Below are 25,608 nucleotides of genomic sequence, written 5' to 3' on the forward strand. Positions count from 1 at the left end.
AACTCGCCCCCGGCCCGGTCCGACCTAGATCAGCGTCGACCAGTAGTTCCAGAAGCGAGCCAGGATCAGCAGGATCAGCGCGGTGAACCAGAGCACGACGAGCGACCAGCGCCACTCGTAGACGAAGCGGGAGAGCCCCCCAGATCCCTTGCCCGCCAAGGGGCGAAGCGCGATCGACGACACCACGACCAGTAGCGGTATGGCTACCCCCCACACGACCATGCAGTACGGGCACAGGGCTCCGATGACGTACAGGCTCTGATAGATGAGCCAGTGGACGAACACCGCGCCGAGCAGGGTACCGGCCGCGAGACCTGCCCAAATCCATTGTGGCAGAGCTACTTTTGCAACGGCTAGCACGCCGATGACCACGACGACCGTGAACGCCGCGATGCCGATCAGCGGATTTGGAAAACCGAACGCCGCCGCCTGCGGGGTGACCATCACCGAGCCGCACGACAACACCGGGTTGATGCTGCAGGACGGCACGTAGGCGGGGTTCTGCAGCAGCTTGATCTTCTCGATCGACAGCGTGATGGCCGCCGTGAGACCGACGGCACCGCCGATCAGCACCCAGAGCGCGCTGGCGATCGGCACCCGTGCCGGGGAACCATCCCCCGTCGGCGCCGCAGGTGCGGTCTCGCTCGCCGCGGCGACGCTCATGGCGCCGTCGGGGCCGGTGCCGCGGGCGTGGGTGCGGGTGCGGCGGGTGCGGGGGTCAGCCCGGGAACGTCGCCCACGATCTCCTTGACCTTGGCCACCAGGGCGTCGGGCGTCGAGAACTTGTAGTCCTCGCCGTTGATCCGCACGGTCGGCGTGGCCGTCACGGAGGTCGCGGCGGCGAGACCCTTGACCACGTCCAGGTAGCGGCCGTTGTTGATGCACTCCGGCACCTTGCCGGCCACGCCGGCCTGACGCGCGGTCTCGATCAACTGCTGATTGGTGGGAAACGTCGTGCCCGTCTCGCTCGGCTGCTGCGCGTACATCGCGGCGTGGAACCGCCGGAACGCCTGCTTGTCCGGGCTGGTGTCCTCGTCGGCCACGCAGTACGCCGCCGCCCCGGCCCGGGACGAGTAGTTCTGGTTGGACGGACGGTCGAGGATCGCGACCATGTAGAAGTCGGCGGCCACCGCGCCGCTGTCGATCAGCTTGCTCAAGGTGGGGCCGAACTGCTGCTCGAAATTGCCGCAGACGGGGCAGAGGAAGTCCTCGTACAACGACAGCACGGCCTTCGGCTCGGTAGTGCCCTCCTTGGTGACCACGCTGCTCGTGGCCACGCGGATCGACTTCGCCTCGCCACCTGCGGGCTTACCGCTCCCGGACGTGACGATGTACACCACCAGAACCACCGCGAAGATGACGACGACCGCGGTCAGCCCGACCTGGATCATCACGTTGCGCCTGCGGTCCGCAGCCTTCAGGTCGTAGCGGGCGTTCTTCTTGGGTTTCGTGGCCACGGCACTAGGGTACCGGCGGCGCGCAACGCATCCCTCAGACCCGGCTCAGGTGTGCCCGCAGCGCCGAGACGACCTCCGCGCTGGCGGTGGCGCTGGCGCCCCCGAGCGGGAAGAAATTGGCGAAGACGTGCACGAGCGGACCGAACTGCCGGTGATCGACGGGGACGCCCGCAGCCGCGAGCGCGTCGGCGTACTGGTTACCCTCGTCGCGCAGCGGGTCGAAGCCACCGGTCAGCACCATCGCCGGAGGCAACCCGGAGAGATCGTCGGCCAGCAGTGGCGAGATCCGCGGGTCGCTCCTGTCGAGCCGGGAACCCGCCAGGTAGTTGTCCCGGAACCAGTCGATGTCATTCTTGGTGAGGAAGTAACCGTCGGCGAAGAGGGTCTTCGACCTGGTGTCGCCCGCGAAGTTGGTGATCGGGTATAGCAGCAGCTGCAGCGCGGGCAGCGCAAGCCCTTCGTCGCGTGCCCGCAAGGAGACCACCGCAGAGAGATTGCCACCTGCACTGTCGCCTCCCACGGCCACCCGTGCGTGGTCGGCGCCGAGTTCGGCGGCGTGCTCCAGCGCCCAGCGGTAGGCGGCATAGCAGTCCTCGATGGCGGCGGGCGCCGGGTGCTCCGGCGCGAGTCGGTAGTCGACCGCCAGGACGTGCACCGCGGCGTCGCGACACATCAACCGGCACAGGTCGTCATGGGTGTCGAGATCCCCGACGACGAATCCACCGCCGTGGAAGAACACCAGAAGCGGTTCTGAGCCCTCACCGTTGACCGGGGTGTAGTGCCGAACCGGAATCGGGCCCGCCGGACCGGGTATCGACAGGTCCCTCACCCCGACGGCGATACCGGCGTCGATCATCGACGCGAGCTTCCGAAGCTGGGCCCGGGCGACGGTGACGTCGCTGCTGGCGACCAACCCGTTGACACCCGCCGACCGCTGCGCAGCGAGCATGAACTGCAGGGTGGTGTCGAGGGTGTTGCCGTCGATCGTCACGGTGCGGCGACCGAGCAGAAGGCGCTTGACGGCGTCGGGAAGGTGCGGAAGCAGGCGCAGCATCACGCCGCTGGTGGCGTTGAGGACCGCCAACTTGGCGCGGCCTGGTTGACCCGCGTCACCGTGGGGCACCGCTGCGGGTCCGGTGGGCGGAACCTGCACTGGCAGACTTCTCGTCATGGCTTCTCCTTCGAACCCTTCGGTTGCCTCGATCACGCTGAACGACGGTAATTCGATACCAGCCATCGGGCTGGGCGTTTGGCAGACCCCCGCGGGCGATACCGAGCGGGCGGTCAGCGCCGCACTGGACGCAGGCTATCGGCACGTCGATACGGCGGCCGCATACGGCAACGAAGCAGAGGTGGGCCTGGCGCTGGCGGGTGCCGCATCCTCGGGCCTCGCCCGAGACGACGTCTACGTGGTCACCAAGCTGTGGAATGCCGAGCAGGGTTACGACAAGACGCTGCGGGCCTTCGACGAAAGCCTGGACAAGCTCGGGATCGACTACCTGGATCTCTACCTCATTCACTGGCCGCTGCCCGAAGTGAACGCGTACGTCGACACCTTCAAGGCTTTCGCGCACCTGCGCGATCAGGGCCGTATTCGCTCGATCGGCGTCAGCAACTTCGAGTCCGAACACCTGAAGATCCTGATCGACGGGACGGGGATCGTGCCCGCGGTCAATCAGATCGAGCTGCATCCCCTGCTCCCTCAGCGTGAACTGCGCGAGCTGCACGCCAGCTTGGGAATCGCCACCGAGGCTTGGAGCCCGTTGGGACAGGGCTCGCTGCTGGAGAACGCGACCGTCGTCGCCACTGCCGACGCACACGAAAAAACGCCAGCGCAGGTGCTGATTAGGTGGCACGTCCAGCTCGGTAATATCGTCATCCCGAAATCGGTGAACCCCGAGAGGATTGTGAGCAACTTCGACGTGTTCGACTTCGAGCTCGGCGAGCAGGACATGGAGTCCATCGCCTCGCTGGCGGACGGAACGCGGCTGGGTCCCGATCCACGGACCTTCAACTTCACAGGGTAGGTGACATGACCTCGGCGGCAGCAATTCCTTCAGTGGCTCTCAACGACGAGAACAGCATCCCGGCTCTCGGCATCGGCGTCGGCGAGCTGTCGGATGCCGAAACCGAACGCGCCGTGTCGACCGCGCTCGCGATCGGCATTCGATTGATCGACACGGCGGCCGCCTACGGCAACGAGGCCGCGGTGGGCCGCGCCATCGCCGCATCGAGCATTCCGCGTGCGGAGATCTTCATCACCACCAAGCTGGCTACCGAGGACCAGGGGTTGAGGGGGGCGCAGGACGCGTGCCGGGCCAGCACCGAACGGCTCGGCACGGACTACGTCGACGCCTACCTGATCCACTGGCCTGCCGGCGATCCCGGCGTCTACATGCACAGCTGGGGCGGCCTGCTCAAACTGCGCGATGACGGTTTGGCCAAGTCCATCGGCGTGTGCAACTTCTCGGCCGAGGACCTGTCCAACGTCGTCGAACTGTCCTACGTCGCGCCCGCGATCAACCAGATCGAGCTGCATCCGCTGCTCAACCAGTCCGCGATGCGTGCGGCCAACGCCGAACACGACATCGTCACCGAGGCCTACGGCCCGCTGGGCGTCGGCCGGCTGCTGGACAACCCGACCGTGACGTCGATCGCCGGTGAGTACGGCAAGTCGCCTGCCCAGGTGCTCATCCGATGGAGCCTGCAACTCGGCAACGTCGTCATCCCCCGCTCGGCCACTCCGGCGCGCATCGTCGAGAACGCAGACGTCTTCGAGTTCGAGCTGGCAGCCGAACACATGGATGCGCTCAACGGCCTCGACGAGGGCACCCGCTTCCGGCCCGACCCCGCGACCTACACCGGCACCTAGCCCGTCGGGCAGGTGCTCGCGGCGTCGCGCAGCACCACGGCGGACCGGTCGTCGACCGGCAGGGCGTAGCCCCGCAGCACGGCGGCGAACTGCACGGCGTACTGACACCAGAAGGCGTGGTTCGGCGGCATCCAGTCGGCAGGCTCGGCGTCACCCTTGTCCTGGTTGGCCTGGCCTTCGACGGCCAGGAGATTCGCCGGATCGTTGGCGAACCTGGCGCGCATCTCGTCGGTCCAGTCCCTGGCGCCGAGATCCCACGCCAGCGCCAACGGGACCAGGTGATCGATCTGCACCGCGGCCCCGATCTGATTGCCCCTGGTGAACGCGACGGTGTCATTGGTGTACGGGTCGTGCAGCGTGCCGGTGGCGACCGCCGTGGGGCAGCGCTTGATGGCCGTGAACGTCTTGTCGACCAGGTCGCGGTCGAGGATGTCGTTGCGGGTGTCGCAGCCGTTGTGTCCGCCCGGTGCGGTGGTGTCATCGGTCCAGGCGTCGCCGAAGGCCGCGCGGCGGTAGTCGTGTCCGCGCACGCGCACCGGAATCAGCGGGATCCCGGCGAGGATGTCGACCCCCGGCGCGACGGTGGGCACGTCGGCGTCGGCGACGAACCGGTTGGCACGGCCGCTGGCCATCGTGACCTGAACGGCGACCACGATGGCGAGCACCACCGCCACGATGAGCCAGACGGGCCTCTTCACGCCTTGTCCAGGTATTCGACGCGTTCGGTCTCGGCGAATGGCGCTGCCAGCATCGCGATTCCGCGGTGGTCGAGCAGTCGGGGGTCGTCGGCGTAGACGGACTCGGCGAACGCACGCGCGGCCTCGATGATCTCGCGGTGCGCGGCCAGGGACAGCAGTCGCAGCGTGATGGGTCTGCCGGACTGGCTGAGGCCGAGCACGTCGCCCTCGCGGCGCTCCTCGAGGTCGAGGTCGGCGAGCACGAAGCCGTCCTGGGTGGCTGCGACGGCCTTCAGTCGGGCTCCGGCCTTCGAGTCCTCGGGCAGGTTGGTGGCCAGCAGACAGAGGCTGGGATGCTCGCCGCGGCCGATGCGCCCGCGCAACTGGTGCAACTGGCTGATGCCGAACCGGTCGGCGTCCATGACGAACATCACCGTCGCATTGGGTACGTCGACACCGACCTCGATGACGGTGGTGCACACCAGCACGTCGATGTCACCCGCGCGGAACGCCGTCATGGCGGCGTCCTTCTCGTCCCCGGAGAGCCTGCCGTGCATCAGGCCGAGCCGCAGGCCTCGCAGCGGGCCGCTTCCGAGGTGTTCGAACAACTCGACGACGGTGGCGACGGGCGGGCCCGGCTCCTTGTTACTCGGCTTCTTCTTCCCCGAATCCTTGCCGCCCGTGTCGTTCTCGTCGATGCGGGAGGCGACGACGTAGGCCTGGCGACCCGCGCCGACCTCTTCGATGATCCGCTGCCAGGCCCGTTGCACCCACGCGGGCTTCTGTCCCATGAAGATGGCGTTGGTGGCGATCGGACGCCTGCCACGTGGCAGTTCGCGCAGAACCGACGTCTCGAGGTCGCCGTAGACGGTGAGGGCGACCGTGCGCGGTATCGGGGTGGCCGTCATCACCAGCAGATGCGGCGTGACGCCACCAACGGCCTTGGCCCGCAACCGATCCCGCTGCTCTACGCCGAAGCGGTGCTGCTCGTCGACGACGACCATGCCGAGATTGCTGAACTCGACGGCGTCCTGCAGGAGCGCGTGCGTGCCGACGACGATGCCCGCCTCGCCGCCGGCCACCTCGTCGCGAACCTGGCGCTTCTGCTGCGGGCTCATCGACCCGGTGAGCAGTGCCACCCTCGTCGCACCGTCCGGGCCGCCGAGCTGACCCGCCATCGCGAGCGGGCCGAGCACGTCGCGGATGGACCGGGCATGCTGGGCGGCAAGGACTTCCGTGGGCGCCAGCAGCGCGCACTGGTACCCGGCGTCCACCATCTGCGCCATCGCGAGCAGCGAGACGATCGTCTTTCCCGAGCCCACCTCACCCTGCAGCATCCGGTGCATCGGCTTGGTGTCGGCGAGTTCGGTCGACAGCACGTCGAGGACGTCACGCTGACCCGCCGTGAGTTCGAACGGCAACTGACGCCCCAACGCGGCTGCCAACACGTCCTCCCGTGGCGGCGCGGGCGGACCGGTCTCGCTCAGTTCACCGTGCCTGCGTTCCACCAGTGCCCATTGCAGGCCGACGGCCTCGTCGAAGGCCAGTCGCTCGCGGGCGCGCTCCCGGTCCTCCTCGCGCTCCGCCAGATGGATCGCCCGTAACGCCTCGTCTTCGGAAACCAGATTCCATTGGCGCAGAATCGATTCGGGGAGCGGATCGTCGACCGGGTCCAGGACGTCGAGGACCTGACGGACGCACGCGTAGATGTCCCAGCTCTGCACCTTGGCCGACGCCGGGTAGATGGGGAAGTAGTCCCGCTCGAACGCCGACAGCAGCAGTTCCCCGTCGGTCTTTCGCGACGTCTCGGCGATCTTGGCCAGCGACCTGCTGCCCTTGCCCTGTCCGGCCCCCTCGAGGATCAGGAACGCTGGATGCGTCAATTGCATTGTCCCCTTGAAGAATCCGACCTCCCCCGACAGCATCAGGCGGGTGCCCTCGGTCAGGATCTTCTTGGTGAACTTGGCGTTGAAGAAGGTGGCCGTGACCTTGGGTCGGCGGTTGGCGAGGGTGATGACCAGGAACTCCCGCTTGGGCTGCCGATTGGTCCAACGGACGTCTGCGCGGGCGATCTCGTCGACGAAGGTGACGTGCTCCCCCTCCTCGGGAGGTTCCCAACCCTCGTCGAGCACCGACATGCCCTGGCTGTAGCTGCGCGGGTAGTGGCGCAACAGGTCGTCGACGGTGCGGATGCCGAAGTGTTCCTCGAGCGGTCCGGCGGACTTTGCGCCGATGACCCGGTCCAGGCTGTCGGTGAGCGCGACCACGTCTACTCCACCCCGATCAGCAGCGCGTCGCCGCGGTGGCCCGTGTGGTAGGTCACCAACTCTGTGCCGAGGTGTTGCTGGTGCACGTGATCCTGGAGCGCGGCGCCCACCGCCGGATCGACACCCGCGCCCGTCAGAACCGTGACGAGCTCACCACCGGAGCTGAGCAGCAGGTCGATGAGGCCGGCGCCGGCAGCGGCCACGTCCTTCCCGACGATCAGCACCTCGTCACCGGAGATGCCAAGGCCATCACCGGGGCTGCAGGTGCCCGCCCACGTCAGCGCCTCCTCGGTGGCCACTCGCACCGACCCGCGCCGAGCACCTGCGGCCGCGCGCGCCATGGTGTACCCGTCGTCGACGGCCTGACGGGCGGCGTCGTGCACGGCCAGCGCGGCGAGGCCCTGGACCATCGAGCCCGCGGGCACCGGCACGACGTCGATGCCCCAGCCGATCGCCGCGGTGCATCCCGCGACCAGTTCCTCGGCGGCCACGTAGCCGTTGGGCAGGACCATGATCTGCGCGGCCCCCGCGTCGACGAGCGCGCGAAGCAGCTGCTTGGCGCTGATCGCGGCGTCGGCGTCCTGGCGCAGGACGTGCGCACCCTCACCCTCGAACAGTGCCTTCGCGCCATCGCCGTCGACGACCGCCAGCACCGCGCGGTCCCGGGTCCATCCACCCGATGGATGCCCGCCCGCGCCGGTCAGCGCGGTGATCTGGATCCGGCTGGGGGTTCCGACGTCCAGGCCCGCCTCGACGGCACCGCCCGCATCGTCGGTGTGGACGTGCACGGAGTAGCGGCCATCGGTTCCCGACGCGGCGATGGTCACCGACTCGCCGAGCTGCTCGAGCCGAGATCGGAGCAGCTCGAGACCCGCATGGTCGCAGTCGTCGAGGAGGTACATCACCTCGAACTGCGGCGGCGCGACGACCGAGACGTCCGCGGAACCCGCGGTGACGCCCGACGGCTCGTAGGTCACCCGGTGTGGCGCGTGCCCGGTGAGGGTGGCGGTCAACGCATCGAGCAGGACGAGCAGCCCGCGCCCGCCCGCGTCCACCACACCGGCGTCGGCCAGCACGTCGAGTTGTTGAGTCGTCTTCTCGAGCGCGATCACCGCGGCGTCCGCGGCAATCGCGACGACCTCTGCGACGTCCGCGCGGTCGACCGCGGCGTCCTCGGCGGCACCCGCGGCGGCCGCAAGCACCGAGACGATGGTTCCCGGCACGCTATCGCCGACCGAGGCGTCGGCGAGCACCACGGCATGCCTCAGTGCGGAGGCCAGGAGCGGCCCGTCGAGGTCGGCGAGCACGCCGTTGCGTTCGTCGGCCGCCCCGGCGGCGACGTCGGCCAGGCCGCGTAGGATCTGCGAGAGGATCACCCCGGAGTTGCCGCGCGCCCCCTGCAGAGCGCCCTCGGCCAGCGCGTCGGCGACGCCGGTGACGTCGGCCCCGCGCAGCGCTTCGGTCCTGGCGCCCGCAGCACGCATGGTGAACAGCATGTTGGTCCCGGTGTCCGCGTCGGCGACGGGGAACACGTTGAGCCTGTTGATCTCGTCGGTGCGGGCGATGAGGTGAGTGACGGCCGTGTGGGCCCACTCCCGAAGGGCGGTGGCGTCGAGCCGGCGTGCGGACATGCCCAAACCGCCTCTCCTCCGACCCAACGCGGCCACGTGCTGGTCAGCCTAACCACTGTGCCTGACGCCGCCGCTCGCCATTCACGACGTTTCGCGCGGGTGGACATCGTTTTGGCGATCCCCGGGGCGGCCGGTATCCTGGTCGGGTCGTCGGGTCACCCGCGTTGCGGTCGATGGCCCCCAGTACCGATCAAGGAGTTTCACATGGCTGCCGTTTGCGATGTCTGCGGGAAGGGTCCCGGCTTCGGCAAGTCGGTGTCGCACTCCCATCGTCGGACCAACCGCAGGTGGGATCCGAACATCCAGACCGTGCACGCCGTGACGCGTCCCGGTGGCAACAAGAAGCGCATCAACGCGTGCACGTCGTGCATCAAGGCGGGCAAGGTCGCGCGCGGCTAGTCTGCCGTCCCTAGGGCAGCCGCCAGTCGATCGGTTCGGCGCCCATCTGCGCGAGTAGTTCGTTGGCGCGGCTGAACGGCCTCGATCCGAAGAATCCACGCGACGCCGACAGCGGCGACGGGTGCACCGACTCGATGGTCGCGCAATGCGCACCCGTCAGCATCGGCTTCAGCGTCTGCGCGTCGCGACCCCACAGCACCGCCACCATCGGCTGCGGCCTGTCCACCAATGCGCGGATCGCGCACGCGGTCACCGTTTCCCACCCCTTGCCGCGGTGTGACGCCGGGGTCCCCGACCGGACGGTCAGCACCCTGTTGAGCATCATGACCCCGCGCTCGGCCCACGGCGTCAGGTCACCACAGCTCGGTGCGGGATGGCCCAAGTCCGTGGCGTACTCCTTGAAGATGTTGTCCAGGCTGCGCGGCAGCGGACGCACGTCGGCCGCCACGGAGAAGCTCAGCCCGACGGCGTGTCCCGGAGTCGGGTACGGATCCTGTCCGACGATGAGCACGCGCACGTGGTCGAGCGGAAAGGTGAAGGCGCGCAGTACGTTCTCACCGGCGGGCAGATAACGCTGGCCTGCCGCGATCTCGGATCGCAGGAATTCGCCCATCTGGGCGACCTGATCGGTCACCGGCGCGAGCGCACGCGCCCAGCCGTCCTCGACGAGTTCTGAGAGCGGGCGCGCAGTCACGAGTGGTCAACCTATCGTGCGAAGGCCAGCACGCACGCCGCGAGTGTGAACGTGACGACGAAATCCGGCCCAGAGCGTCGTGAAATTCACGCTCGCCGCGAGCCCTAAAACGACTGCCAGCCCGTGTTGCCGGTCCATTCGGCGCCATCGAGCAATACCCGGCCCGGCCCCTCCACTGCGCTGCCGATCCGTCGCCAGCCGGCGGGGACGGCACCGGGGAACGTCGCGACGAGGGCATGGTCCTCGCCACCGCCGAGCACCCAGGCCCACGGATCGTCCCCCGTCGCGGCGGCCGCTGCGGCGACGGCGGCATGGTCGGCCGTCAACGCATCCCGCGACAGGTCCACACAGACCGCGGAGGCCGCGGCGAGGTGGCCGACGTCGGCGAGCAGCCCGTCCGAGACGTCGGTCATCGCCGTGGCACCGGCGTCGGCCGCCTTGCGACCCTGCCCGTACGGCACCGACGGCACCAGGTGGCGGCGTCGCAGCTCGACGAAGTCATGGATGCCCTCGAGCCACAGGGCATGACCTGCGGCTGAGCGTCCCATGTCACCGATGACAGCGAGCGTGTCGCCGGGCCGCGCACCGCCGAGCAGCACGGGCGCCCTACCCCCGAGGTCGCCGAGCGCGGTCACGGAGATCACCCATTGCGGCGCGGCCACCAGGTCACCTCCGACGATGCTCGCGCCGAACGTGCCGGCCTCCTCCCACATGCCGTCAGACAGTTGCAGCGCGTCGTCGCCCGGGGTCGTGCCCGGCGCACCGAAAGCGACCACGAACGCCGTCGTCGCCGCACCCATCGCCTCGATGTCGGCGGCATTCTGGGCAATCGCCTTGCGACCGACGTCATGCGGCGTCGACCAGTCCAGGCGGAAGTGCCGTCCCTCGACCAGCATGTCGGTCGACACCACCGCGCGACCGTCCGCCGTCGCGACCACGGCCGCGTCGTCACCGGGCCCGACCAGCACGGTCGGCGGGTGCGGGCGTCCCTCGACGAGCCGGTCGATGACCGTGAACTCACCGAGATCGGCAAGCGTCTCGGCGCGCTCGTCGTCAGCCATGTCACCCCTCGGTTGCGTGTCCTGAACACCGGCGCGACCTGCGGTACGTTTGGTCCCTGCGGAGTGGAGTCTATGCAGTCGGAACGGAGGACAGCGCGAGTGGTCGAGGCATTCATGCTGATTCAGACCGAGGTTGGCCGCGCCGAGGTAGTGGCCAAGCAGTCGTCTGGGCTGCCGGGAGTGTCGTCCTCTGAGTACGTGACAGGACCATATGACGTGGTGGTTCGCGTCGAGGCCACCAGCGCATCCGAGCTAAAGTCCGTCGTCGTTCCGAGCGTCCAGCAGGTCACCGGCATCACCCGCACCCTGACCTGTCCGGTCGCCGAAGGAGCGCGCACCTAGAGTTGCGCGGGTGACCGACTCCGCCCCCGACGACGAACGCGACGGGCCGCCGCGCGCACTCCTGCTCGCAGCGATCATCGTCGCGGTGGGCGCTGTCATCGCGGTACTGGTCGTCGCGGCGACCAGGCAGGCGACGCCCGCCCAGCAGCCAGTGGCCATCGCCGCTGCTCCCGCGCCCCAGGCCGACAGCGATGCCTGCCGAGCCCTCATGGCGGTCCTTCCCAACGACCTGGACGACTATCACCGCGCGCAGGCGATGGCACCCGCGCCGGCAAGCACGGCGGCGTGGCAGTCCGAACCCGGCAGCGATCTCGTCGTCCTGCGGTGCGGGCTGGACCGGCCCGACGACTTCGTCGCGAGCTCACCCCTGCAAGGCGTGGACGACGTGCAGTGGTTCCGCATCCCCGGGGAGGGCCGCATCACCTGGGTGACCGTCGACCGGCCGGTGTACGTGGCCCTCACGCTGCCCGACGGTTCGGGGCCGACGCCGATCCAGCTGCTCTCGCGGGCGGTCTCTCAGGCGATGCCCGCGATCGTGCCCAATCCGGGGGCGGTCCGTTAGCGCAGGCCGGTCCCCCGGGCGACCGCGGTGTCGACCATGGCCGCCAGCAGCGTCGGGTAGTCCACGCCGCTGGCCGCCCACATCCGCGGATACATCGAGATCGTGGTGAACCCCGGCATCGTGTTGATCTCGTTGATCAACGGGCCGTCGTCGGTGAGGAAGAAGTCGACGCGGGCCAGGCCCTGGCAGTCGATGGCACGGAAGGCCTTGATCGCCAATTGCCTTATCTCATCGGTGATCTCATCGTCGACCTTCGCAGGGACGTCGAGTTCGGCCGCGTCTTCGAGATACTTCGTGGCGAAGTCGTAGAACCCGTCCTCGCGGCCGCGGACTCCGGCCACCCGGATCTCGCCGACTGTGCTGGCCTCGACGTGGCCGTCTGGGAACTCGAGCACGCCGCACTCCAGTTCGCGGCCTGGCACGGCGGCCTCGACGATGACCTTGGGGTCGTGTTGGCGCGCATGGGCGATCGCAGGCGCGAGCTCGTCCCAACTGTTTACGCGGCTGACTCCGATCGACGATCCGCCGCGCGCGGGCTTGACGAACACGGGCAGGCCGAGTCGCTCGCGATCCTCGGGTTCGAGGGTCTCGTCGTGTGCGCGCAGCACCACCTGGTCGCCGATGGGCAGCCCCTCCGCGGCGAGCAGCTTCTTGGTGAACTCCTTGTCCATGCCCGCCGCACTCGCCAGTACGCCGGCACCCACGTAGGGCACTCCCGCGAGTTCGAGCAGTCCCTGGATGGTGCCGTCCTCGCCGTACGGTCCGTGCAGCACCGGGAAGACCACGTCGACGGCGGCGAGGACGTCCCCGGGTCCCTTGCCGAGGGAGAGGAGTTGGCCCCGACGGCCGGGGTCGGCCGCGAGCGCGAGCGCCCTACCCGCCGTACCGGTGACCTCGGGGAGCCGACCATCGGTGATCGCAAGCGATTCGTGTTCGCCGTCGGTCAGCACCCAGGATCCCTCGGGCGTGATGCCGACGGCGACCACGTCAAAGCGATTCGGATCGAGGTTGCGCAGGATGCTGCCAGCGGAAACACAGGAGATGGCGTGCTCAGAGCTTCGCCCGCCGTAGACGACGGCAACGCGGACGCGGGGGTTCGAGCGGTCGGTCACAACCTAGAGAGGCTACCGCCCCGGCGCGAACGCGCACGGCGCAGCACTCTGAGCTGGGCTTCGGCCCGCACCGTCAGCCCAGCGCGGCCGTGATGTCGGCGACCAGGTCGTCGGTGTCCTCGATGCCCAACGACATTCGCGCGAACCCGGCGGCCACGGGGTCGCCCCACCGCGCTCGCCGATCCACCGAAGTGTGGATGCCGCCGAAGCTGGTGGCGGCGACCGCGAGCGCACTGCGCTCGACGAGGCGATGCACGGCGGCGGCGTCGGCCAGTTCGAATGCGACCAGCCCGCCGAAACGCTTCATCTGCGCACAGGCGACCCCATGGGCGGGATCGTCGGGCAGCCCGGGGTAGCGCACTGACCGGACCGCTGGGTGGTCGCGCAGCGTGAAGGCCATCGCAAGGGCGTTGTGACACTGGCGCTCGAATCGCAGCCCGGCGCTGCCGAGGCTGCGCAGCGCCAGCCAGGCCTCGAACGGGCCGAGGATGGCCCCGGCCAACAGCCGTTCGCGTTCGACGGCGGCCATCAGCTCGGCGTGGCAGCTGGCGACGTACCCGGCGATCAGGTCGCTGTGGCCCGAAAGCGCCTTGGTCGCACTCGCCACCACAAGGTCGGCGCCGAGCGAAAGAGGTTGCTGCCCAAGAGGTGTCGGTGTGGTGTTGTCGACGACGAGCGTCGCACCCCGACCCAGGCACGTCACCGCCAGCCGGTGCAGATCGACGACGTCGAGAGTCGGGTTGACCGGCGTCTCCGCCACGACGACGTCGGCGGACTCCGCCGCGGCGCACATGTCGGCGGCAGGCACCTCGCGCACGTCGACGCCCAGCGGGGCAAGGTATTCCACCGCGTACCGGCGCACCTGGTAGTACCCATCGGCGGGGACGATCAGCTTCACCCCGGGCTTGGCGAGCACGCGCAGGACCGACGTGATGGCGGCCATGCCCGATCCGAAGGACAGCGCGGAGGTGGCACCTTCGAGTTCGGCGAGCGCGGACTCCAGCTGACGCCACGTCGGATTGGAGCTTCGTCCGTACGAGTCCAGGGGTTGCGACTCGTCGGCGGACAAATGGTAGGCCGACACCGGAATCGGAGGCGACGCTACCGGTTGACCCGGGACACGTTGCGAGCCAGAGGCTTTGACACTGCGAGTCGAGTCGCCGTACTGGCCGCTCATCATCGGGTCACTCCGGCTTCGTGCTGCGTCCGAGCAGCAGCGCGACCGCCTTATCGACCGACAAACCCCTGTGGCACACCCGGTTCACGGCGTCGGTCAATGGCATCTCGACGTCGTAACTCTCCGCCAGCGCCAGCACCGACTGACACGACGTCACGCCCTCGGCGACGTGCCCGCCTGCCTCGCGCAGCGCGGACTCCACGGTTCCGCCGCGGCCGAGACGCTCACCGAAGGCCCGATTGCGGGACCGGGGCGACGTGCAGGTGGCGACCAGGTCACCGACCCCGGCCAGACCAGCGAGCGTCGCACCCTTGGCGCCCAACGCGATTCCCAGTCGCATGATCTCGGCGAGCCCGCGGGTGATGATCGCCGCCGCAGTGTTCTCCCCCAGGCCCACGCCCGCTGCCATGCCTGTGGCCAGCGCGATGACGTTCTTGCAGGCGCCGCCGATCTCCGCACCCACCACGTCGGAGTTGGTGTACGGGCGGAGGTACCCGGTGGAGAGTGCGCGCTGCAACGCCACCGCGCGACCCGAGTCGGTGCAGGCGACGACGGTCGCCGCCGGCTGCTCCTCCAGGATCTCGCTGGCGAGGTTGGGTCCGGTGACGACGGCGACCCGGGACGGATCGACCCCGGTCACCTGGACGATCACCTGGCTCATGCGCAGCAGGGTGTTCAACTCGATGCCCTTCGCGACGCTCACCAGTGTGGCGTCGCCGCCGATCGCGTCACGCCACGGCTCCAGGTTGGCGCGCAGGGTCTGCGACGGCACCGCGAACAGCACGGTGCAGGCTCCGTCGAGGGCCGACGCGGCATCACCAGTTGCGCGGATCGACGCGGGCAGCTCGACGTCACCGATGTAGCCGGCGCTGCGGTGCGTCTCGTTGATCTCGTCGGCCAGTCCGGCGCGCCGCGACCACAGCGTGACCTCGTTGCCCGCATCGGCGAGCACCTTCGCCAAAGCCGTACCCCACGCACCAGCGCCCATCACCGCAGCCTTCACCACGCCTTCAATCTAGCGCGGGTCCGGTGGGCACCCGATGACTGGCAGGATGGCACGCATGTGCGGCACCAGCGCCGGCAATCCGGCTGACGTCGGGCTGATCATCGCGGTCAAGCGTCTCGATGCCGCCAAGACTCGCCTCGCCTCGGCCTTCGCCCCCGGTACCCGCGTCGGCGTGGTCCTGGCAATGCTGATCGACACCATCAGCGCTGCGTCGGCCGTTCCCGCGGTGCGCCAGATCACCGTCGTCACGCCCGACAACGCGGCCGCAGCAGCAGTACGTCGACTCGGGGCACGGGTCATCACCGATCCCACGCCACGGGGTCACGCCGATCCCCTGAACAACGCGCTCTCCATCACCGAGGCCGCCATCCGCGCCGAGACGCCGAACATCGTTGTGCTGCAGGGCGATCTGCCGGCTCTGCAACCGTCGGAGCTCGCCCAGGCGATCGCCGACGCACGCGATCATGCCCGCAGCTTCGTCGGTGACCGGCACGGCACCGGGACGTCGGCGCTGTTGGCGTTCGGAGTGCCCCTGGACCCCCGGTTCGGCACCGAGTCGGCGCAACGCCACGCAGATTCGGGTGCAGTCGAGCTGACTACGGCCTGGCCCGGCCTACGCTGCGACATCGACACTCCCGACGACCTGGCAACGGCTTTGAGACTCGGCGTCGGCCCGACGACGGCGGCGGCCGTCGGCCGTGGCTAGCCGTGCTAACCCCGGATGGTGGATGATCGACGACGTGACCGAAGCCGAGACACGACCTGCCGACGCGGACTGGGCATCGGATGGCAGCACGCCCGAAGCCCCACCCGCGACCACCGCCGACGCAGTCGACCCCTCCCAGTCCGAGCCCCTGCCCGACGACCGGTACCTCAACCGGGAACTGAGCTGGCTGGACTTCAACGGCAGAGTGCTGGCACTGGCCGCCGATCCGTCGCTGGCGCTCCTGGAGCGGGCCAAGTTCCTCGCCATCTTCTCGTCGAATCTCGACGAGTTCTACATGGTGCGCGTCGCCGGTCTCAAACGCCGTGACGAGATGGGTCTGTCGGTGCGCTCGGCCGACGGGTTGTCACCGCGCGAACAGTTGCGCCGCATCGGCGAGCTGGCACAGCAGCTCGCCAGCCGGCACGCCCGGGAGTTCATGGAGTCGGTGCGTCCCGCGCTCGCCGACGAGGGCATCATCGTGGTCACCTGGGCTCAACTCGACGACGACGAACGGTCGCGTCTCTCCACGTACTTCCACGAGCAGGTGTTTCCCGTGCTCACTCCGCTGGCGGTCGATCCGGCGCACCCGTTCCCCTTCGTGAGCGGGCTCAGCCTGAACCTGGCGGTCACCGTGAGACAGCCCGAGGACGGCACGCAACACTTCGCCCGCGTCAAGGTGCCCGACAACGTCGACCGGTTCGTCGAATTGGGGCCGCGCGAGGGCGGCGCCGCCATTCGCTTCCTGCCGATGGAGGAGTTGATCGCGGCCTTCCTGTCGGTGTTGTTTCCCGGGCTGGAGATCGTCGAGCACCACGCCTTCCGGATCACCCGCAACGCTGACTTCGAAGTCGAGGAGGACCGCGACGAGGACCTGCTCCAAGCGCTGGAACGTGAACTCGCCCGCCGTCGCTTCGGTTCTCCCGTTCGCCTCGAGGTCGCCGATGACATGACGGAGAACATGCTCGAGCTTCTGCTACGCGAGCTCGACGTCAATCCCGGTGACGTCATCGAGGTACCGGGGCTGCTGGACCTGTCGTGCTTGTGGCAGATCTACGGCGTGGACCGTCCCGAGCTGAAGGATCCGCCCTTCGTTCCCCTCACGCCGCCCGCCTTCGGAGAGCGGGAGACACCCAAGAGCATCTTCGCGACGCTCCGGGACGGCGACGTCCTGGTCCACCATCCGTACGACTCCTTCTCGACGACGGTGCAGCGTTTCATCGAGCAGGCGGCCGCCGACCCGAACGTGCTCGCCATCAAGCAGACGCTGTACCGGACTTCGGGTGACTCGCCGATCGTCAGCGCGCTCATCGATGCCGCAGAAGCGGGCAAGCAGGTCGTTGCGCTGGTCGAGATCAAGGCGCGGTTCGACGAGCAGGCCAACATCAAGTGGGCCCGCACACTGGAACAGGCCGGCGTGCACGTGGTGTACGGGTTGATCGGACTCAAGACTCATTGCAAGACATGCCTGGTGGTGCGCCGCGAGGGGTCGACAATCCGGCGTTACTGCCACATCGGAACCGGCAACTACAACCCCAAGACCTCCCGGCTCTACGAGGACGTGGGCCTCCTGACCGCCTCACCGGACATCGGTGCAGACCTCACGGATCTGTTCAACTCGCTGACGGGCTACTCGCGCAAGGTGTCCTACCGCAACCTGCTGGTCGCTCCGTACGGTGTGCGCAGGGGCATCATCGAGCGGATCGAACGTGAGATTGCCGCGCACAAGGACGGCGCAGACGCGCGGATCCGTCTGAAGGCCAACGCGTTGGTTGACGAGCAGGTCATCGACGCGCTCTACCGGGCGTCGCAGGCAGGGGTCCCCGTCGAGGTCGTGGTGCGCGGAATCTGTGCGCTGAAGCCGGGTGCACCAGGGTTCTCCGAGAACATCACCGTGCGGTCGATTCTCGGCCGATTCCTTGAACATTCGCGCATTGTTCACTTCCGCGCCATCGATGAGTTCTGGATCGGCAGTGCCGACATGATGCATCGTAATCTGGACCGTCGCGTCGAGGTGATGGCACAGGTAAAGGATCCGCGGTTGTCAGACCAACTCAACGACATATTCACCTCGGCCATGGATCCGACCACCAGGTGCTGGGAACTCGGCCCCGAGGGTCATTGGACCGCGTCGCCCAACGAGGGTCAGACCGTGCGCGACCACCAGGTTTCGATGATGGGGCGTCACCGGCATCCGTAACGTCACGGTGCGACTGACGCATGCAGTCGTGCCCCTTGCGTACGCGCTGGCCGAACGGACGGTTGCTCCGTCCTCGAATGACCTGCAGGAGTTGAGGTGACGAAGAAGGCCCCGTCGTCGGCGGCTGCCAAGGTGATCTCCGCGGCCGGCGCCGTGCTGTGGCGCCCCGACGAACACGGTTCGGCCGCAGTCACCGAACCGTTGGTGGCGGTCGTGCACCGACCCCGCTACGACGACTGGTCGCTGCCCAAGGGCAAGGTCGACCCCGGTGAGACCGAACCGGTGACCGCGGTGCGCGAAGTCTTCGAGGAGACCGGTTACGCATCGGAGTTGGGCCGACGGCTCGCCGCCGTCAGCTATCCCCTCGAGCTCGGCGTCAAGCATGTGCGCTACTGGGCGGCTCGCGCGCTGGGCGGCGAGTTCACCCCGAACGAAGAGGTCGACCAACTGGTCTGGCTGTCCGCCGCGGATACAGTGAAACGACTGCAGTACGCCGACGACCGGAAGGTGCTGCGACAGTTCGTGAAATGGCCCGCCAACACCCGGACGGTCCTCGTCGTCCGGCACGGGACCGCAGGCAGCAAGAGCAGATACCAGGGCGATGACCGCTCGCGATCGCTGGACAAGCACGGCCGCGCCCAGGCTGAATCACTGGTGGGCCAGCTTCTGGCGTTCGGTGCCACCGAGGTTCACGCGGCCCCCAGGGTGCGGTGTCAGCAGACCGTGGAGCCACTCGCCGAGGAGCTGGGTGTGCCGATCCACGACGAGCCGACGCTCACTGAGGAGGCGTACGCCGACAGCCACGGTGCGGCCAGACGACGCCTGATCGAGATCGCCACGACCGACGGCACACCGGCGATCTGCTCTCAGGGCAAGGTGATTCCGGATCTCATCGCATGGTGGTGCGACCGCGACGGCGTGCGGCCGGACAAGTCCCGCAACCGCAAGGGCAGCACCTGGGTGCTGTCGCTCGTGGATGACAAGCTCATCGCCGCCGACCACATCGGCAGCCCGCTGGCCGCCGATCGGTAGATCTCGCGAAGACACGCCGTGGATCTGATCGATCCACGGCGTGCCTTGTACCGGAACTGATTCCGGGACTGCTGCTACTTGCGGCCGCGCTTGACGGGCGCCTTCTTGACGGGCGCCTTGGAAGCGGCCTTCTTCACTGGCGCCTTGGTGGCGGCCTTCTTCACGGGCGCCTTGGTGGCAGCCTTCTTTACTGCCTTCTTGGCCGCGGTCTTCTTGGCCGGCGCGGCGGTAGCGCCACGCTTCACGGCGGGACCTTCCGATGGGAGACGCTGTGCGCCAGACACAACCGCCTTGAATTGAGCCCCTGGACGGAATGCCGGGACGGACGTCGGCTTGACCTTGACGGTCTCACCGGTGCGCGGGTTGCGCGCAACACGGGCGGCGCGGCGGCGCTGCTCGAACACGCCGAAGCCGGTGATGGTGACGCTGTCGCCCTTGTGGACGGCACGCACGATGGTGTCGACGACGTTCTCCACGGCGGCGGTCGCCTGCCGACGATCGGTGCCCAACTTGTCCGTGAGGACGTCGATGAGCTCTGCCTTGTTCATGCAAAACCTCCGAAGCCAGTGGCCCACGTTGAGCCAACTGAAAGCTACGGTAAACCTTTACACCGCTGATTTCCAAGAGCCACGCCCAATTTCAGGGATAACTGGTATTCGAATCGGCAATCAGGTTGCCCCACAACGGCGGTGGTACGCCGGTCCCAAACCGGGCTTGCTGGGGGCGATTTCGACCCCGCCCGGCCCGCCGTCAGGCCGGCAGAATGCGCGGCTTCCAGCTCGGGCGACGCTTCTCGAATTCGGTGATCTCATCCTGTTTCCGCAGCGTAAGGCCTATGTCGTCGAGCCCTTCGAGCAGTCGCCATGCCGTGTAGTCGTCAATCGTGAACGGCAACATGACCGTTCCCGCGGTGATGCTTCGATCTTCCAGATTCACAGTGATTTCCAGTCCTGGATGCTGCTCGATCAACTTCCACAGCAGTTCCACATCATCTTGGGCGACTTCGGCGGCCAGAAGCCCGGCCTTCCCCGAATTCCCGCGAAAGATGTCGGCGAACCTGGAGGAGATCACCACCCGGAACCCGTAATCCATGAGCGCCCAGACCGCGTGCTCGCGCGATGACCCGGTGCCGAAGTCGGGCCCTGCCACCAGAACCGACCCCTTGTCGAACGGCGGGAGGTTGAGAATGAACGAGGGATCGTTGCGCCAGGCCGCGAACAGACCGTCCTCGAATCCCGTTCGGGTGACCCGCTTCAGGTACACCGCAGGGATGATCTGGTCGGTGTCGACGTTCGACCGGCGCAGCGGAACGCCGATGCCGGTGTGGGTGCGGAAGGCCTCCATGGCTGTCTCCTAGCGATTCTGGGGCAGGTCGGCGGGCGAGGACAGGGTGCCGCGCACGGCGGTCGCCGCGGCCACTGCGGGCGAGACGAGGTGGGTGCGCCCGCCCTTGCCCTGGCGTCCTTCGAAGTTTCGGTTCGACGTCGCCGCGCAGCGCTCCCCCGGCGCGAGCTGATCGGGGTTCATGCCGAGGCACATCGAGCATCCGGCCTGGCGCCACTCGGCGCCCGCCGCGGTGAAGATCTCACCGAGGCCTTCGGATTCAGCCTGAGCACGCACCCTCATGGACCCGGGCACCACCAGCATCCGCATCCCGTCGGCGATCTTCCTGCCCCGCAGGATGTCGGCGACGACCCTGAGATCCTCGATGCGCCCGTTGGTGCACGATCCGACGAACACCGTGTCGACGGCGATGTCGCGCATCGCAGTGCCGGGCTGAAGATCCATGTAGGCCAACGCCTTCTCGGCCGCCTGACGCTCCCCGTCGTCGAACATCAGTTCCGGGTCCGGGACTGCGGCACTCAGAGGCACACCCTGGCCGGGGTTGGTCCCCCACGTGACGAACGGGCTCAGCGTCGCGGCGTCGAGGTAGACCTCGGTGTCGAATTCGGCTCCCTCGTCAGTGCGCAACCGGCTCCAGGCCTCGACGGCGGCATCCCAGTCGGCGCCTGCGGGCGCGTGCGGACGGCCGCGCAGGTACTCGAAGGTCGCCTCGTCCGGCGCGACCATGCCTGCGCGCGCGCCGGCCTCGATGCTCATGTTGCAGATCGTCATCCGGCCCTCCATCGACAGCGCTTCGATGGCGCTGCCGCGGTATTCGATGACGTACCCCTGGCCGCCGCCGGTACCGATCTTCGCGATCACCGCCAGGATGAGGTCCTTGGCGCTGGTGCCCTCGGGCAGGACGCCGTCGACGTTGACCGCCATTGTCTTGAACGGGCGTAGCGGAAGCGTCTGGGTGGCGAGCACGTGCTCGACCTCCGAGGTGCCGATGCCCATCGCGAGCGCACCGAACGCACCGTGGGTCGAGGTGTGGCTGTCGCCGCAGACGACCGTCGTACCCGGTTGGGTGAGGCCCAGCTGCGGGCCGATGATGTGGACGATGCCCTGCTCGACGTCGCCCATCGGGTAGAGCCGGACGCCGAATTCCTCGCAGTTGCGGCGCAACGTCTCGACCTGGATGCGCGAAACGGGGTCGGCGATCGGCTTTTCGATGTCGATCGTCGGCACGTTGTGGTCCTCCGTGGCGATCGTCAGGTCCGGTCGGCGAACCGGGCGTCCAGCCAGTCGGAGCCCGTCGAACGCCTGCGGACTGGTGACCTCGTGGACGAGGTGCAGATCGATGTAGATGAGGTCGGGTTCGCGCGCAGCGCCTTCTCCCGAGCCGGTGACCACGACGTGGTCGGCCCATACCTTCTCTGCCATGGTGCGCGGTGTGTCGGTCATGACCGTGTTTCCTCCGGGCGAATCGCAGAGGGCGCTGCGGATATCGCGCTACGTCTCAGCATGCGGGACGCTAGTATCTCCCTATGAGACAGGATAGCGGTATCGGCGTGCTCGACAAAGCGGTGGGCGTGCTGCACGTCTTGGCCGAGTCGCCCTGCAGCCTCGCCGAACTCTGTGAGCGCACGGGTCTGCCGCGTGCCACCGCGCACCGGCTGGCGGCCGGCCTGGAAGTCCACCGACTCCTGGCCCGGGACGCCGAGGGCAGGTGGTGCCTGGGTCCCGCACTGAACGAACTGGCCGGCCAGGTCGACGATCCGCTGCTCGCCGCGAGCGCCGCAGTACTGCCCCGCCTTCGCGAAATCACCGGGGAGAGCGTGCAACTGTATCGGCGGGAGGGCATGTCGCGGGTCTGCGTGGTCGCCCTGGAACCCCCAGCCGGTCTGCGCGACACGGTGCCCGTGGGCACTCGCCTGCCGATGACCGCCGGATCGGGCGCGAAGGTGCTCCTGGCCTACAGCGACGCCGCGACCCAACACGCGGTCCTTCCCACGGCCAAGTTCACCGACCGCACGTTGGCGGAGGTGCGCAAGCGCGGCTGGGCACAGAGCGCGGCAGAACGGGAACCGGGCGTGGCGAGTGTGTCAGCACCGGTGCGCGACGCACGCGGCGCGGTGGTGGCCGCCGTCTCCGTCTCCGGACCGATCGACCGCATGGGAAGAAGACCCGGAGCGCGCTGGGCCGCCGACCTGCTCGCAGCTGCCGAGGCACTCACGCGGAGATTGTGAACGCCCCTTCGCGAGATCTGCGCTATGGCCGCGATTCGCGCGCCGGATCGCGACCGCGGCGTAGATCTCGACGGAAGTAAGCGTCCCCAAAACAGAAAAAGACGCCCGCATCGAATTCGGACGCCTTCACCGGTTGTACCCCCGATGGGATTCGAACCCACGCTACCGCCGTGAGAGGGCGGCGTCCTAGGCCGCTAGACGACGGGGGCTAGAACTCAATCCGGAGCGACAGCATATCTCAGCCCGTGAAGACTGACCTAATCGCAGAATTGGCTGGGGTACCAGGACTCGAACCTAGAATGGCGGTACCAGAAACCGCTGTGTTGCCAATTACACCATACCCCATTGGCCACCCATAACCGCTGGTCACGGGCTTCTTTCGGAGCGGACATCGGCTGGGGCGAACCAACCGTTGCAATCACCGACCGACGAGCACACTACCAAAGATTTCGGCGCCCAAATTCACGCCTCCGCGGCGCTGTGCTCGCGACCCGCTCGCAAACGGCCGATGCTGCGGTCGCGGCCGAGCAATTCCATCGACTCGAACAGCGGCGGGCTGACCGAGGCGCCGGTGACGGCGACCCGGATCGGACCGAAGGCCTTGCGCGGCTTGAGCTCGAGGTTCTCCAGCAGGGCGGCCTTCAGCGCCGCTTCGATGCCCTCGGTGGTCCACACACCCACCCCCTCCAGGGCGGCGAGCGCTGCGTCGAGGACCGGGACGGCGTCGGTGCGCAACTCCTTGGCCGCGGACTTCTCGTCCAGCACGAAGGAGGCATCGTCGAGGAACTTCAGCAAGTCCCACGCATCGCCGAGCACGACGATGCGCGTCTGCACCAGACCGGCGGCCTTGGCGAACCCGGCGTCGTCCAGGCCGGTGTCGTGACCGTGCGCCACGAAGTAGTCGCGCAGGCGCGCGGTGAAGTCGGCGCCGTCGAGCAGCCGGATGTGTTCGGCGTTGATGGCGTCGGCCTTCTTCTGGTCGAACCGGGCGGGATTGGAGTTGACGTCCTTGACGTCGAAGGCCGCCACCATCTCGTCGAGACTGAACAGATCGTGGTCGTCGGCGATGCCCCAGCCGAGCAGTGCCAGGTAGTTCAACAGCCCTTCCGGAATGAAGCCGCGGTCGCGATGCAGGAAGAGATTCGACTGCGGGTCACGCTTGGACAGCTTCTTGTTGCCGTCGCCGAGAACGCTTGGCAAGTGTGCGAATTCGGGAACCCGCTCCGCGACGCCGATGCGCATCAGCGCCCGGTAGAGCGCGATCTGTCGAGGAGTCGACGGCAGGATGTCCTCACCGCGAAGCACGTGGGTGATCTTCATGAGGGCATCGTCGACGGGGTTGACCAAGGTGTACAACGGATCCCCGCTGCTGCGCGTGATGGCGAAGTCCGGCACCGTCCCCGACGCGAACGTCGTCGGTCCGCGCACCAGGTCGTTCCACGTGAGGTCTTCGTCGGGCATCCGCAGCCGCAGTACGGGCTTGCGCCCCTCGTCGACGAATCGGGCACGCTCGGCGTCGGTCAGCGTGCGATCGTGACTGTCGTATCCCAGCTTGGGATTCCGGCCCGCCGCGACGTGACGCGCCTCGACCTCTTCGGCCGTGGAGTAGGCCTCGTAGACCTCGCCGGCGGCCAGCAAGCGCGACACGACGTCGCGGTAGATGTCACTGCGCTCGGACTGCCGGTACGGCGCGTGCGGCCCGCCGACCTCCGGACCCTCGTCCCAGTCGAGTCCCAGCCAGCGCAGCGCATCCAGGATGGCGGCGTAGCTCTCCGCGCTGTCGCGAGCGGCGTCGGTGTCCTCGATGCGAAAGACGAACGTGCCGCCCGCGTGACGGGCGTACACCCAGTTGAACAGCGCCGTCCGTACCAGCCCGACGTGGGGCGTGCCCGTCGGGGATGGACAGAAGCGGACCCTCACCGACGTATCGGTCATGACGACTTCCCCTTGCGCACTACGGGATTGGTGAGTGTTCCGATGCCCTCGATGGTGATGCTCACCGTGTCCCCGTCCTCGATGGGGCCGACGCCCTCAGGCGTCCCGGTCAGGATCAGGTCGCCGGGCAGCAGGGTCATCACCGCGGAGACCCACTCGATGATGGCGCCGATGTCGTGGATCATCAGCGACGTGTTGCTGCTCTGGCGCACCTGACCGTTGACCTCGGTGCGGAGATCGAGATCGAAGGGGTTGACGTCGGTGTCGATCCACGGACCGACCGGGCAGAAGGTGTCGTGCCCCTTGGCGCGCATCCACTGCCCGTCCTTGCGCTGCTGATCGCGCGCGGAGACGTCGTTGGCGATGGTGTAGCCGAGGATGTTCTCGGACGCCTTCGCCGCGGGCACGTCTTTGCACGGCCTGCCGATGACCGCCGCCAACTCGCCTTCGTGGTGTACGGGATGTGCGTCCGCGGGGAGCTGGATCGGCACGTTGGGGCCGATGATCGCGGTGTTGGGCTTGAGGAAGATCACCGGATCCTCGGGCGCCTCACCGCCCATCTCGGCGGCGTGGGCGGCGTAGTTCTTGCCCATGCAGACGACCTTGCTGGCCAAGATCGGCGCGAGCAGGCGGACATCGGCCAGCGGCCACGAACGACCGGTGAAGGTGGGGTTGCCGAACGGGTGCTCGGCGATCTCGCGGGCGACCGCATCGGATGCCGGGTCCCCCTCGATGCTCACGAAGGCGACCCCATCTGGGCTGGCGATTCGACCGAGGCGCATTTTGAACAGCCTAGTTTGCGCCGATCACGCGGCCCGCCGAGGCCCGTCGTCCCGCTTTGAATGCCCTTCTGTTTCTCATAATTTGGGATACCGGTTCGGCATCGTGAGATGCACGTGCCAACATGGA

The 25,608-nt window shown here is 68.0% G+C and carries 24 protein-coding genes, 2 tRNA genes and 1 pseudogene; 9 read left to right on the forward strand and 18 right to left on the reverse strand.

Annotated elements, in window-relative coordinates; all coding sequences use genetic code 11:
* Positions 1-24: 24 nt before the first annotated feature.
* From VET27_RS19600 to VET27_RS19610, 3 genes are read right to left on the reverse strand one after another with little or no spacing between them, the layout of a single operon-like run.
* On the reverse strand, positions 25-663 hold the full coding sequence (locus tag VET27_RS19600; RefSeq protein ID WP_526521128.1) for a vitamin K epoxide reductase family protein: 639 nt from the start codon (positions 661-663) through the stop codon (positions 25-27).
* Entirely contained in the window at positions 660-1,457 is a 798-nt protein-coding gene (locus VET27_RS19605; RefSeq protein WP_526521130.1) for a DsbA family protein, read from the reverse strand. The genes VET27_RS19600 and VET27_RS19605 overlap by 4 nt, the downstream gene beginning before the upstream one ends.
* Positions 1,458-1,491: 34 nt before the next feature.
* Complete coding sequence (locus tag VET27_RS19610; protein WP_526521132.1) at positions 1,492-2,628, reverse strand: alpha/beta hydrolase; 1,137 nt, start codon at positions 2,626-2,628, stop codon at positions 1,492-1,494.
* Between VET27_RS19610 and VET27_RS19615 the strand changes: the two genes are divergently transcribed.
* Positions 2,627-3,484: an aldo/keto reductase gene (locus VET27_RS19615; protein ID WP_526521134.1), complete on the forward strand. Its 858-nt coding sequence runs from the start codon at positions 2,627-2,629 to the stop codon at positions 3,482-3,484. The two genes, VET27_RS19610 and VET27_RS19615, sit on opposite strands and share 2 nt — an antisense overlap.
* 5 nt (positions 3,485-3,489) lie before the next feature.
* Entirely contained in the window at positions 3,490-4,329 is an 840-nt protein-coding gene (locus tag VET27_RS19620) for an aldo/keto reductase (protein WP_526521136.1), read from the forward strand.
* Here VET27_RS19620 and VET27_RS19625 read toward each other — a convergent pair.
* Genes VET27_RS19625 through fakA form a run of 3 tightly spaced genes read right to left on the reverse strand, consistent with a single transcriptional unit; the run spans position 4,326 to position 8,904 of the window.
* Positions 4,326-5,027 carry a GmrSD restriction endonuclease domain-containing protein gene (locus VET27_RS19625; RefSeq protein WP_526521138.1) on the reverse strand — a complete coding sequence of 234 codons (702 nt, stop codon included), beginning with the start codon at positions 5,025-5,027 and terminating at the stop codon, positions 4,326-4,328. The genes VET27_RS19620 and VET27_RS19625 overlap by 4 nt on opposite strands.
* Positions 5,024-7,273 (reverse strand): ATP-dependent DNA helicase RecG, encoded by a 2,250-nt coding sequence (gene recG, locus VET27_RS19630; RefSeq protein ID WP_526521140.1) that lies wholly within the window; start codon positions 7,271-7,273, stop codon positions 5,024-5,026. Before recG ends, VET27_RS19625 begins: the two co-directional genes overlap by 4 nt.
* 2 nt (positions 7,274-7,275) lie before the next feature.
* Positions 7,276-8,904 carry a fatty acid kinase ATP-binding subunit FakA gene (fakA, locus tag VET27_RS19635; protein ID WP_526521142.1) on the reverse strand — a complete coding sequence of 543 codons (1,629 nt, stop codon included), beginning with the start codon at positions 8,902-8,904 and terminating at the stop codon, positions 7,276-7,278.
* 204 nt (positions 8,905-9,108) lie between these two features.
* Here fakA and rpmB point away from each other — a divergent pair, with 204 nt between their 5' ends.
* A complete protein-coding gene (gene rpmB / locus VET27_RS19640; protein ID WP_284227688.1) occupies positions 9,109-9,303 on the forward strand; it encodes a 50S ribosomal protein L28 in 195 nt (64 codons plus the stop codon).
* 10 nt (positions 9,304-9,313) lie between these two features.
* On the opposite strand, the gene VET27_RS19645 is transcribed toward rpmB, so the two are convergent.
* The gene (locus VET27_RS19645; RefSeq protein WP_526521145.1) at positions 9,314-9,997 is read right to left on the reverse strand and encodes a uracil-DNA glycosylase; all 684 of its coding nucleotides are present in this window, start codon (positions 9,995-9,997) and stop codon (positions 9,314-9,316) included.
* 104 nt (positions 9,998-10,101) lie between these two features.
* On the reverse strand, positions 10,102-11,058 hold the full coding sequence (locus VET27_RS19650; protein ID WP_526521147.1) for a thiamine-phosphate kinase: 957 nt from the start codon (positions 11,056-11,058) through the stop codon (positions 10,102-10,104).
* A gap of 99 nt (positions 11,059-11,157) precedes the next feature.
* Here VET27_RS19650 and VET27_RS19655 point away from each other — a divergent pair, with 99 nt between their 5' ends.
* Both VET27_RS19655 and VET27_RS19660 read left to right on the forward strand, forming a co-directional pair.
* Positions 11,158-11,400, forward strand: a complete 243-nt coding sequence (locus tag VET27_RS19655) for an Lrp/AsnC ligand binding domain-containing protein (protein ID WP_526521149.1) — start codon at positions 11,158-11,160, stop codon at positions 11,398-11,400.
* A 10-nt stretch (positions 11,401-11,410) separates the two neighbouring features.
* Positions 11,411-11,962: a DUF3515 family protein gene (locus VET27_RS19660; protein WP_526521151.1), complete on the forward strand. Its 552-nt coding sequence runs from the start codon at positions 11,411-11,413 to the stop codon at positions 11,960-11,962.
* On the opposite strand, the gene VET27_RS19665 is transcribed toward VET27_RS19660, so the two are convergent.
* The 3 genes from VET27_RS19665 to VET27_RS19675 all read right to left on the reverse strand — a co-directional run bounded on the left by VET27_RS19665 (position 11,959) and on the right by VET27_RS19675 (position 15,239).
* On the reverse strand, positions 11,959-13,074 hold the full coding sequence (locus VET27_RS19665; protein WP_526521153.1) for a D-alanine--D-alanine ligase family protein: 1,116 nt from the start codon (positions 13,072-13,074) through the stop codon (positions 11,959-11,961). The genes VET27_RS19660 and VET27_RS19665 overlap by 4 nt on opposite strands.
* A gap of 73 nt (positions 13,075-13,147) precedes the next feature.
* Positions 13,148-14,251 carry a cystathionine gamma-lyase gene (locus VET27_RS19670; RefSeq protein WP_526521155.1) on the reverse strand — a complete coding sequence of 368 codons (1,104 nt, stop codon included), beginning with the start codon at positions 14,249-14,251 and terminating at the stop codon, positions 13,148-13,150.
* Positions 14,252-14,258: 7 nt separating this feature from the next.
* Positions 14,259-15,239: an NAD(P)H-dependent glycerol-3-phosphate dehydrogenase gene (locus VET27_RS19675; protein ID WP_526521189.1), complete on the reverse strand. Its 981-nt coding sequence runs from the start codon at positions 15,237-15,239 to the stop codon at positions 14,259-14,261.
* Between the two features lie 73 nt (positions 15,240-15,312).
* Here VET27_RS19675 and cofC point away from each other — a divergent pair, with 73 nt between their 5' ends.
* The 3 genes from cofC (at position 15,313) to mutT1 (ending at position 19,192) form a co-directional block, all read left to right on the forward strand.
* Positions 15,313-15,963 carry a 2-phospho-L-lactate guanylyltransferase gene (gene cofC, locus VET27_RS19680; protein ID WP_526521157.1) on the forward strand — a complete coding sequence of 217 codons (651 nt, stop codon included), beginning with the start codon at positions 15,313-15,315 and terminating at the stop codon, positions 15,961-15,963.
* Positions 15,964-15,997: 34 nt separating this feature from the next.
* Positions 15,998-18,160, forward strand: a complete 2,163-nt coding sequence (locus VET27_RS19685; protein ID WP_526521191.1) for an RNA degradosome polyphosphate kinase — start codon at positions 15,998-16,000, stop codon at positions 18,158-18,160.
* Positions 18,161-18,256: 96 nt separating this feature from the next.
* Positions 18,257-19,192 (forward strand): 8-oxo-(d)GTP phosphatase MutT1, encoded by a 936-nt coding sequence (gene mutT1 / locus VET27_RS19690; RefSeq protein ID WP_526521159.1) that lies wholly within the window; start codon positions 18,257-18,259, stop codon positions 19,190-19,192.
* 77 nt (positions 19,193-19,269) lie between these two features.
* Here the strand turns inward: mutT1 and VET27_RS19695 are convergent.
* From VET27_RS19695 to leuC, 3 genes and pseudogenes are all read right to left on the reverse strand, one after another.
* Positions 19,270-19,740, reverse strand: a pseudogene (locus VET27_RS19695) (HU family DNA-binding protein); the annotation flags it as partial.
* A 202-nt stretch (positions 19,741-19,942) separates the two neighbouring features.
* Positions 19,943-20,536 carry a 3-isopropylmalate dehydratase small subunit gene (gene leuD / locus VET27_RS19700; protein WP_526521161.1) on the reverse strand — a complete coding sequence of 198 codons (594 nt, stop codon included), beginning with the start codon at positions 20,534-20,536 and terminating at the stop codon, positions 19,943-19,945.
* A gap of 9 nt (positions 20,537-20,545) precedes the next feature.
* Entirely contained in the window at positions 20,546-21,979 is a 1,434-nt protein-coding gene (leuC, locus tag VET27_RS19705; RefSeq protein ID WP_526521163.1) for a 3-isopropylmalate dehydratase large subunit, read from the reverse strand.
* 83 nt (positions 21,980-22,062) lie between these two features.
* On the opposite strand from leuC, the gene VET27_RS19710 reads away from it, so the two are divergent.
* Positions 22,063-22,764 carry an IclR family transcriptional regulator gene (locus VET27_RS19710; RefSeq protein ID WP_526521165.1) on the forward strand — a complete coding sequence of 234 codons (702 nt, stop codon included), beginning with the start codon at positions 22,063-22,065 and terminating at the stop codon, positions 22,762-22,764.
* Positions 22,765-22,900: 136 nt separating this feature from the next.
* Here VET27_RS19710 and VET27_RS19715 read toward each other — a convergent pair.
* The 4 genes from VET27_RS19715 to VET27_RS19730 form a co-directional block, all read right to left on the reverse strand.
* Positions 22,901-22,973 (reverse strand) — tRNA-Glu (locus tag VET27_RS19715).
* 61 nt (positions 22,974-23,034) lie between these two features.
* Positions 23,035-23,109: transfer RNA gene (locus tag VET27_RS19720), tRNA-Gln, on the reverse strand.
* Positions 23,110-23,226: 117 nt separating this feature from the next.
* A complete protein-coding gene (gltX, locus tag VET27_RS19725) occupies positions 23,227-24,699 on the reverse strand; it encodes a glutamate--tRNA ligase (protein WP_526521167.1) in 1,473 nt (490 codons plus the stop codon).
* A complete protein-coding gene (locus VET27_RS19730; RefSeq protein WP_526521169.1) occupies positions 24,696-25,481 on the reverse strand; it encodes a fumarylacetoacetate hydrolase family protein in 786 nt (261 codons plus the stop codon). The genes gltX and VET27_RS19730 overlap by 4 nt, the downstream gene beginning before the upstream one ends.
* Positions 25,482-25,608: the final 127 nt, after the last annotated feature.

This window comes from Mycobacterium sp., from assembly GCF_035633495.1.
In the GTDB taxonomy this organism is placed as follows: Bacteria; Actinomycetota; Actinomycetes; order Mycobacteriales; family Mycobacteriaceae; genus Mycobacterium.

What these genes read in the sequence shown, in the direction of transcription:
- VET27_RS19600 (WP_526521128.1), bottom strand. Translation starts at nt 663, where the DNA reads ATGAGCGTCGCCGCGGCGAGCGAGACCGCACCTGCGGCGCCGACGGGG.
- VET27_RS19615 (WP_526521134.1), top strand. Translation starts at nt 2,627, where the DNA reads ATGGCTTCTCCTTCGAACCCTTCGGTTGCCTCGATCACGCTGAACGAC.
- VET27_RS19610 (WP_526521132.1), bottom strand. Translation starts at nt 2,628, where the DNA reads ATGACGAGAAGTCTGCCAGTGCAGGTTCCGCCCACCGGACCCGCAGCG.
- VET27_RS19620 (WP_526521136.1), top strand. Translation starts at nt 3,490, where the DNA reads ATGACCTCGGCGGCAGCAATTCCTTCAGTGGCTCTCAACGACGAGAAC.
- fakA (WP_526521142.1), bottom strand. Translation starts at nt 8,904, where the DNA reads ATGTCCGCACGCCGGCTCGACGCCACCGCCCTTCGGGAGTGGGCCCAC.
- rpmB (WP_284227688.1), top strand. Translation starts at nt 9,109, where the DNA reads ATGGCTGCCGTTTGCGATGTCTGCGGGAAGGGTCCCGGCTTCGGCAAG.
- VET27_RS19650 (WP_526521147.1), bottom strand. Translation starts at nt 11,058, where the DNA reads ATGGCTGACGACGAGCGCGCCGAGACGCTTGCCGATCTCGGTGAGTTC.
- VET27_RS19670 (WP_526521155.1), bottom strand. Translation starts at nt 14,251, where the DNA reads ATGAGCGGCCAGTACGGCGACTCGACTCGCAGTGTCAAAGCCTCTGGC.
- VET27_RS19675 (WP_526521189.1), bottom strand. Translation starts at nt 15,239, where the DNA reads ATGGGCGCTGGTGCGTGGGGTACGGCTTTGGCGAAGGTGCTCGCCGAT.
- cofC (WP_526521157.1), top strand. Translation starts at nt 15,313, where the DNA reads ATGTGCGGCACCAGCGCCGGCAATCCGGCTGACGTCGGGCTGATCATC.
- leuD (WP_526521161.1), bottom strand. Translation starts at nt 20,536, where the DNA reads ATGGAGGCCTTCCGCACCCACACCGGCATCGGCGTTCCGCTGCGCCGG.
- leuC (WP_526521163.1), bottom strand. Translation starts at nt 21,979, where the DNA reads ATGACCGACACACCGCGCACCATGGCAGAGAAGGTATGGGCCGACCAC.
- VET27_RS19710 (WP_526521165.1), top strand. Translation starts at nt 22,063, where the DNA reads ATGAGACAGGATAGCGGTATCGGCGTGCTCGACAAAGCGGTGGGCGTG.
- gltX (WP_526521167.1), bottom strand. Translation starts at nt 24,699, where the DNA reads ATGACCGATACGTCGGTGAGGGTCCGCTTCTGTCCATCCCCGACGGGC.
- VET27_RS19730 (WP_526521169.1), bottom strand. Translation starts at nt 25,481, where the DNA reads ATGCGCCTCGGTCGAATCGCCAGCCCAGATGGGGTCGCCTTCGTGAGC.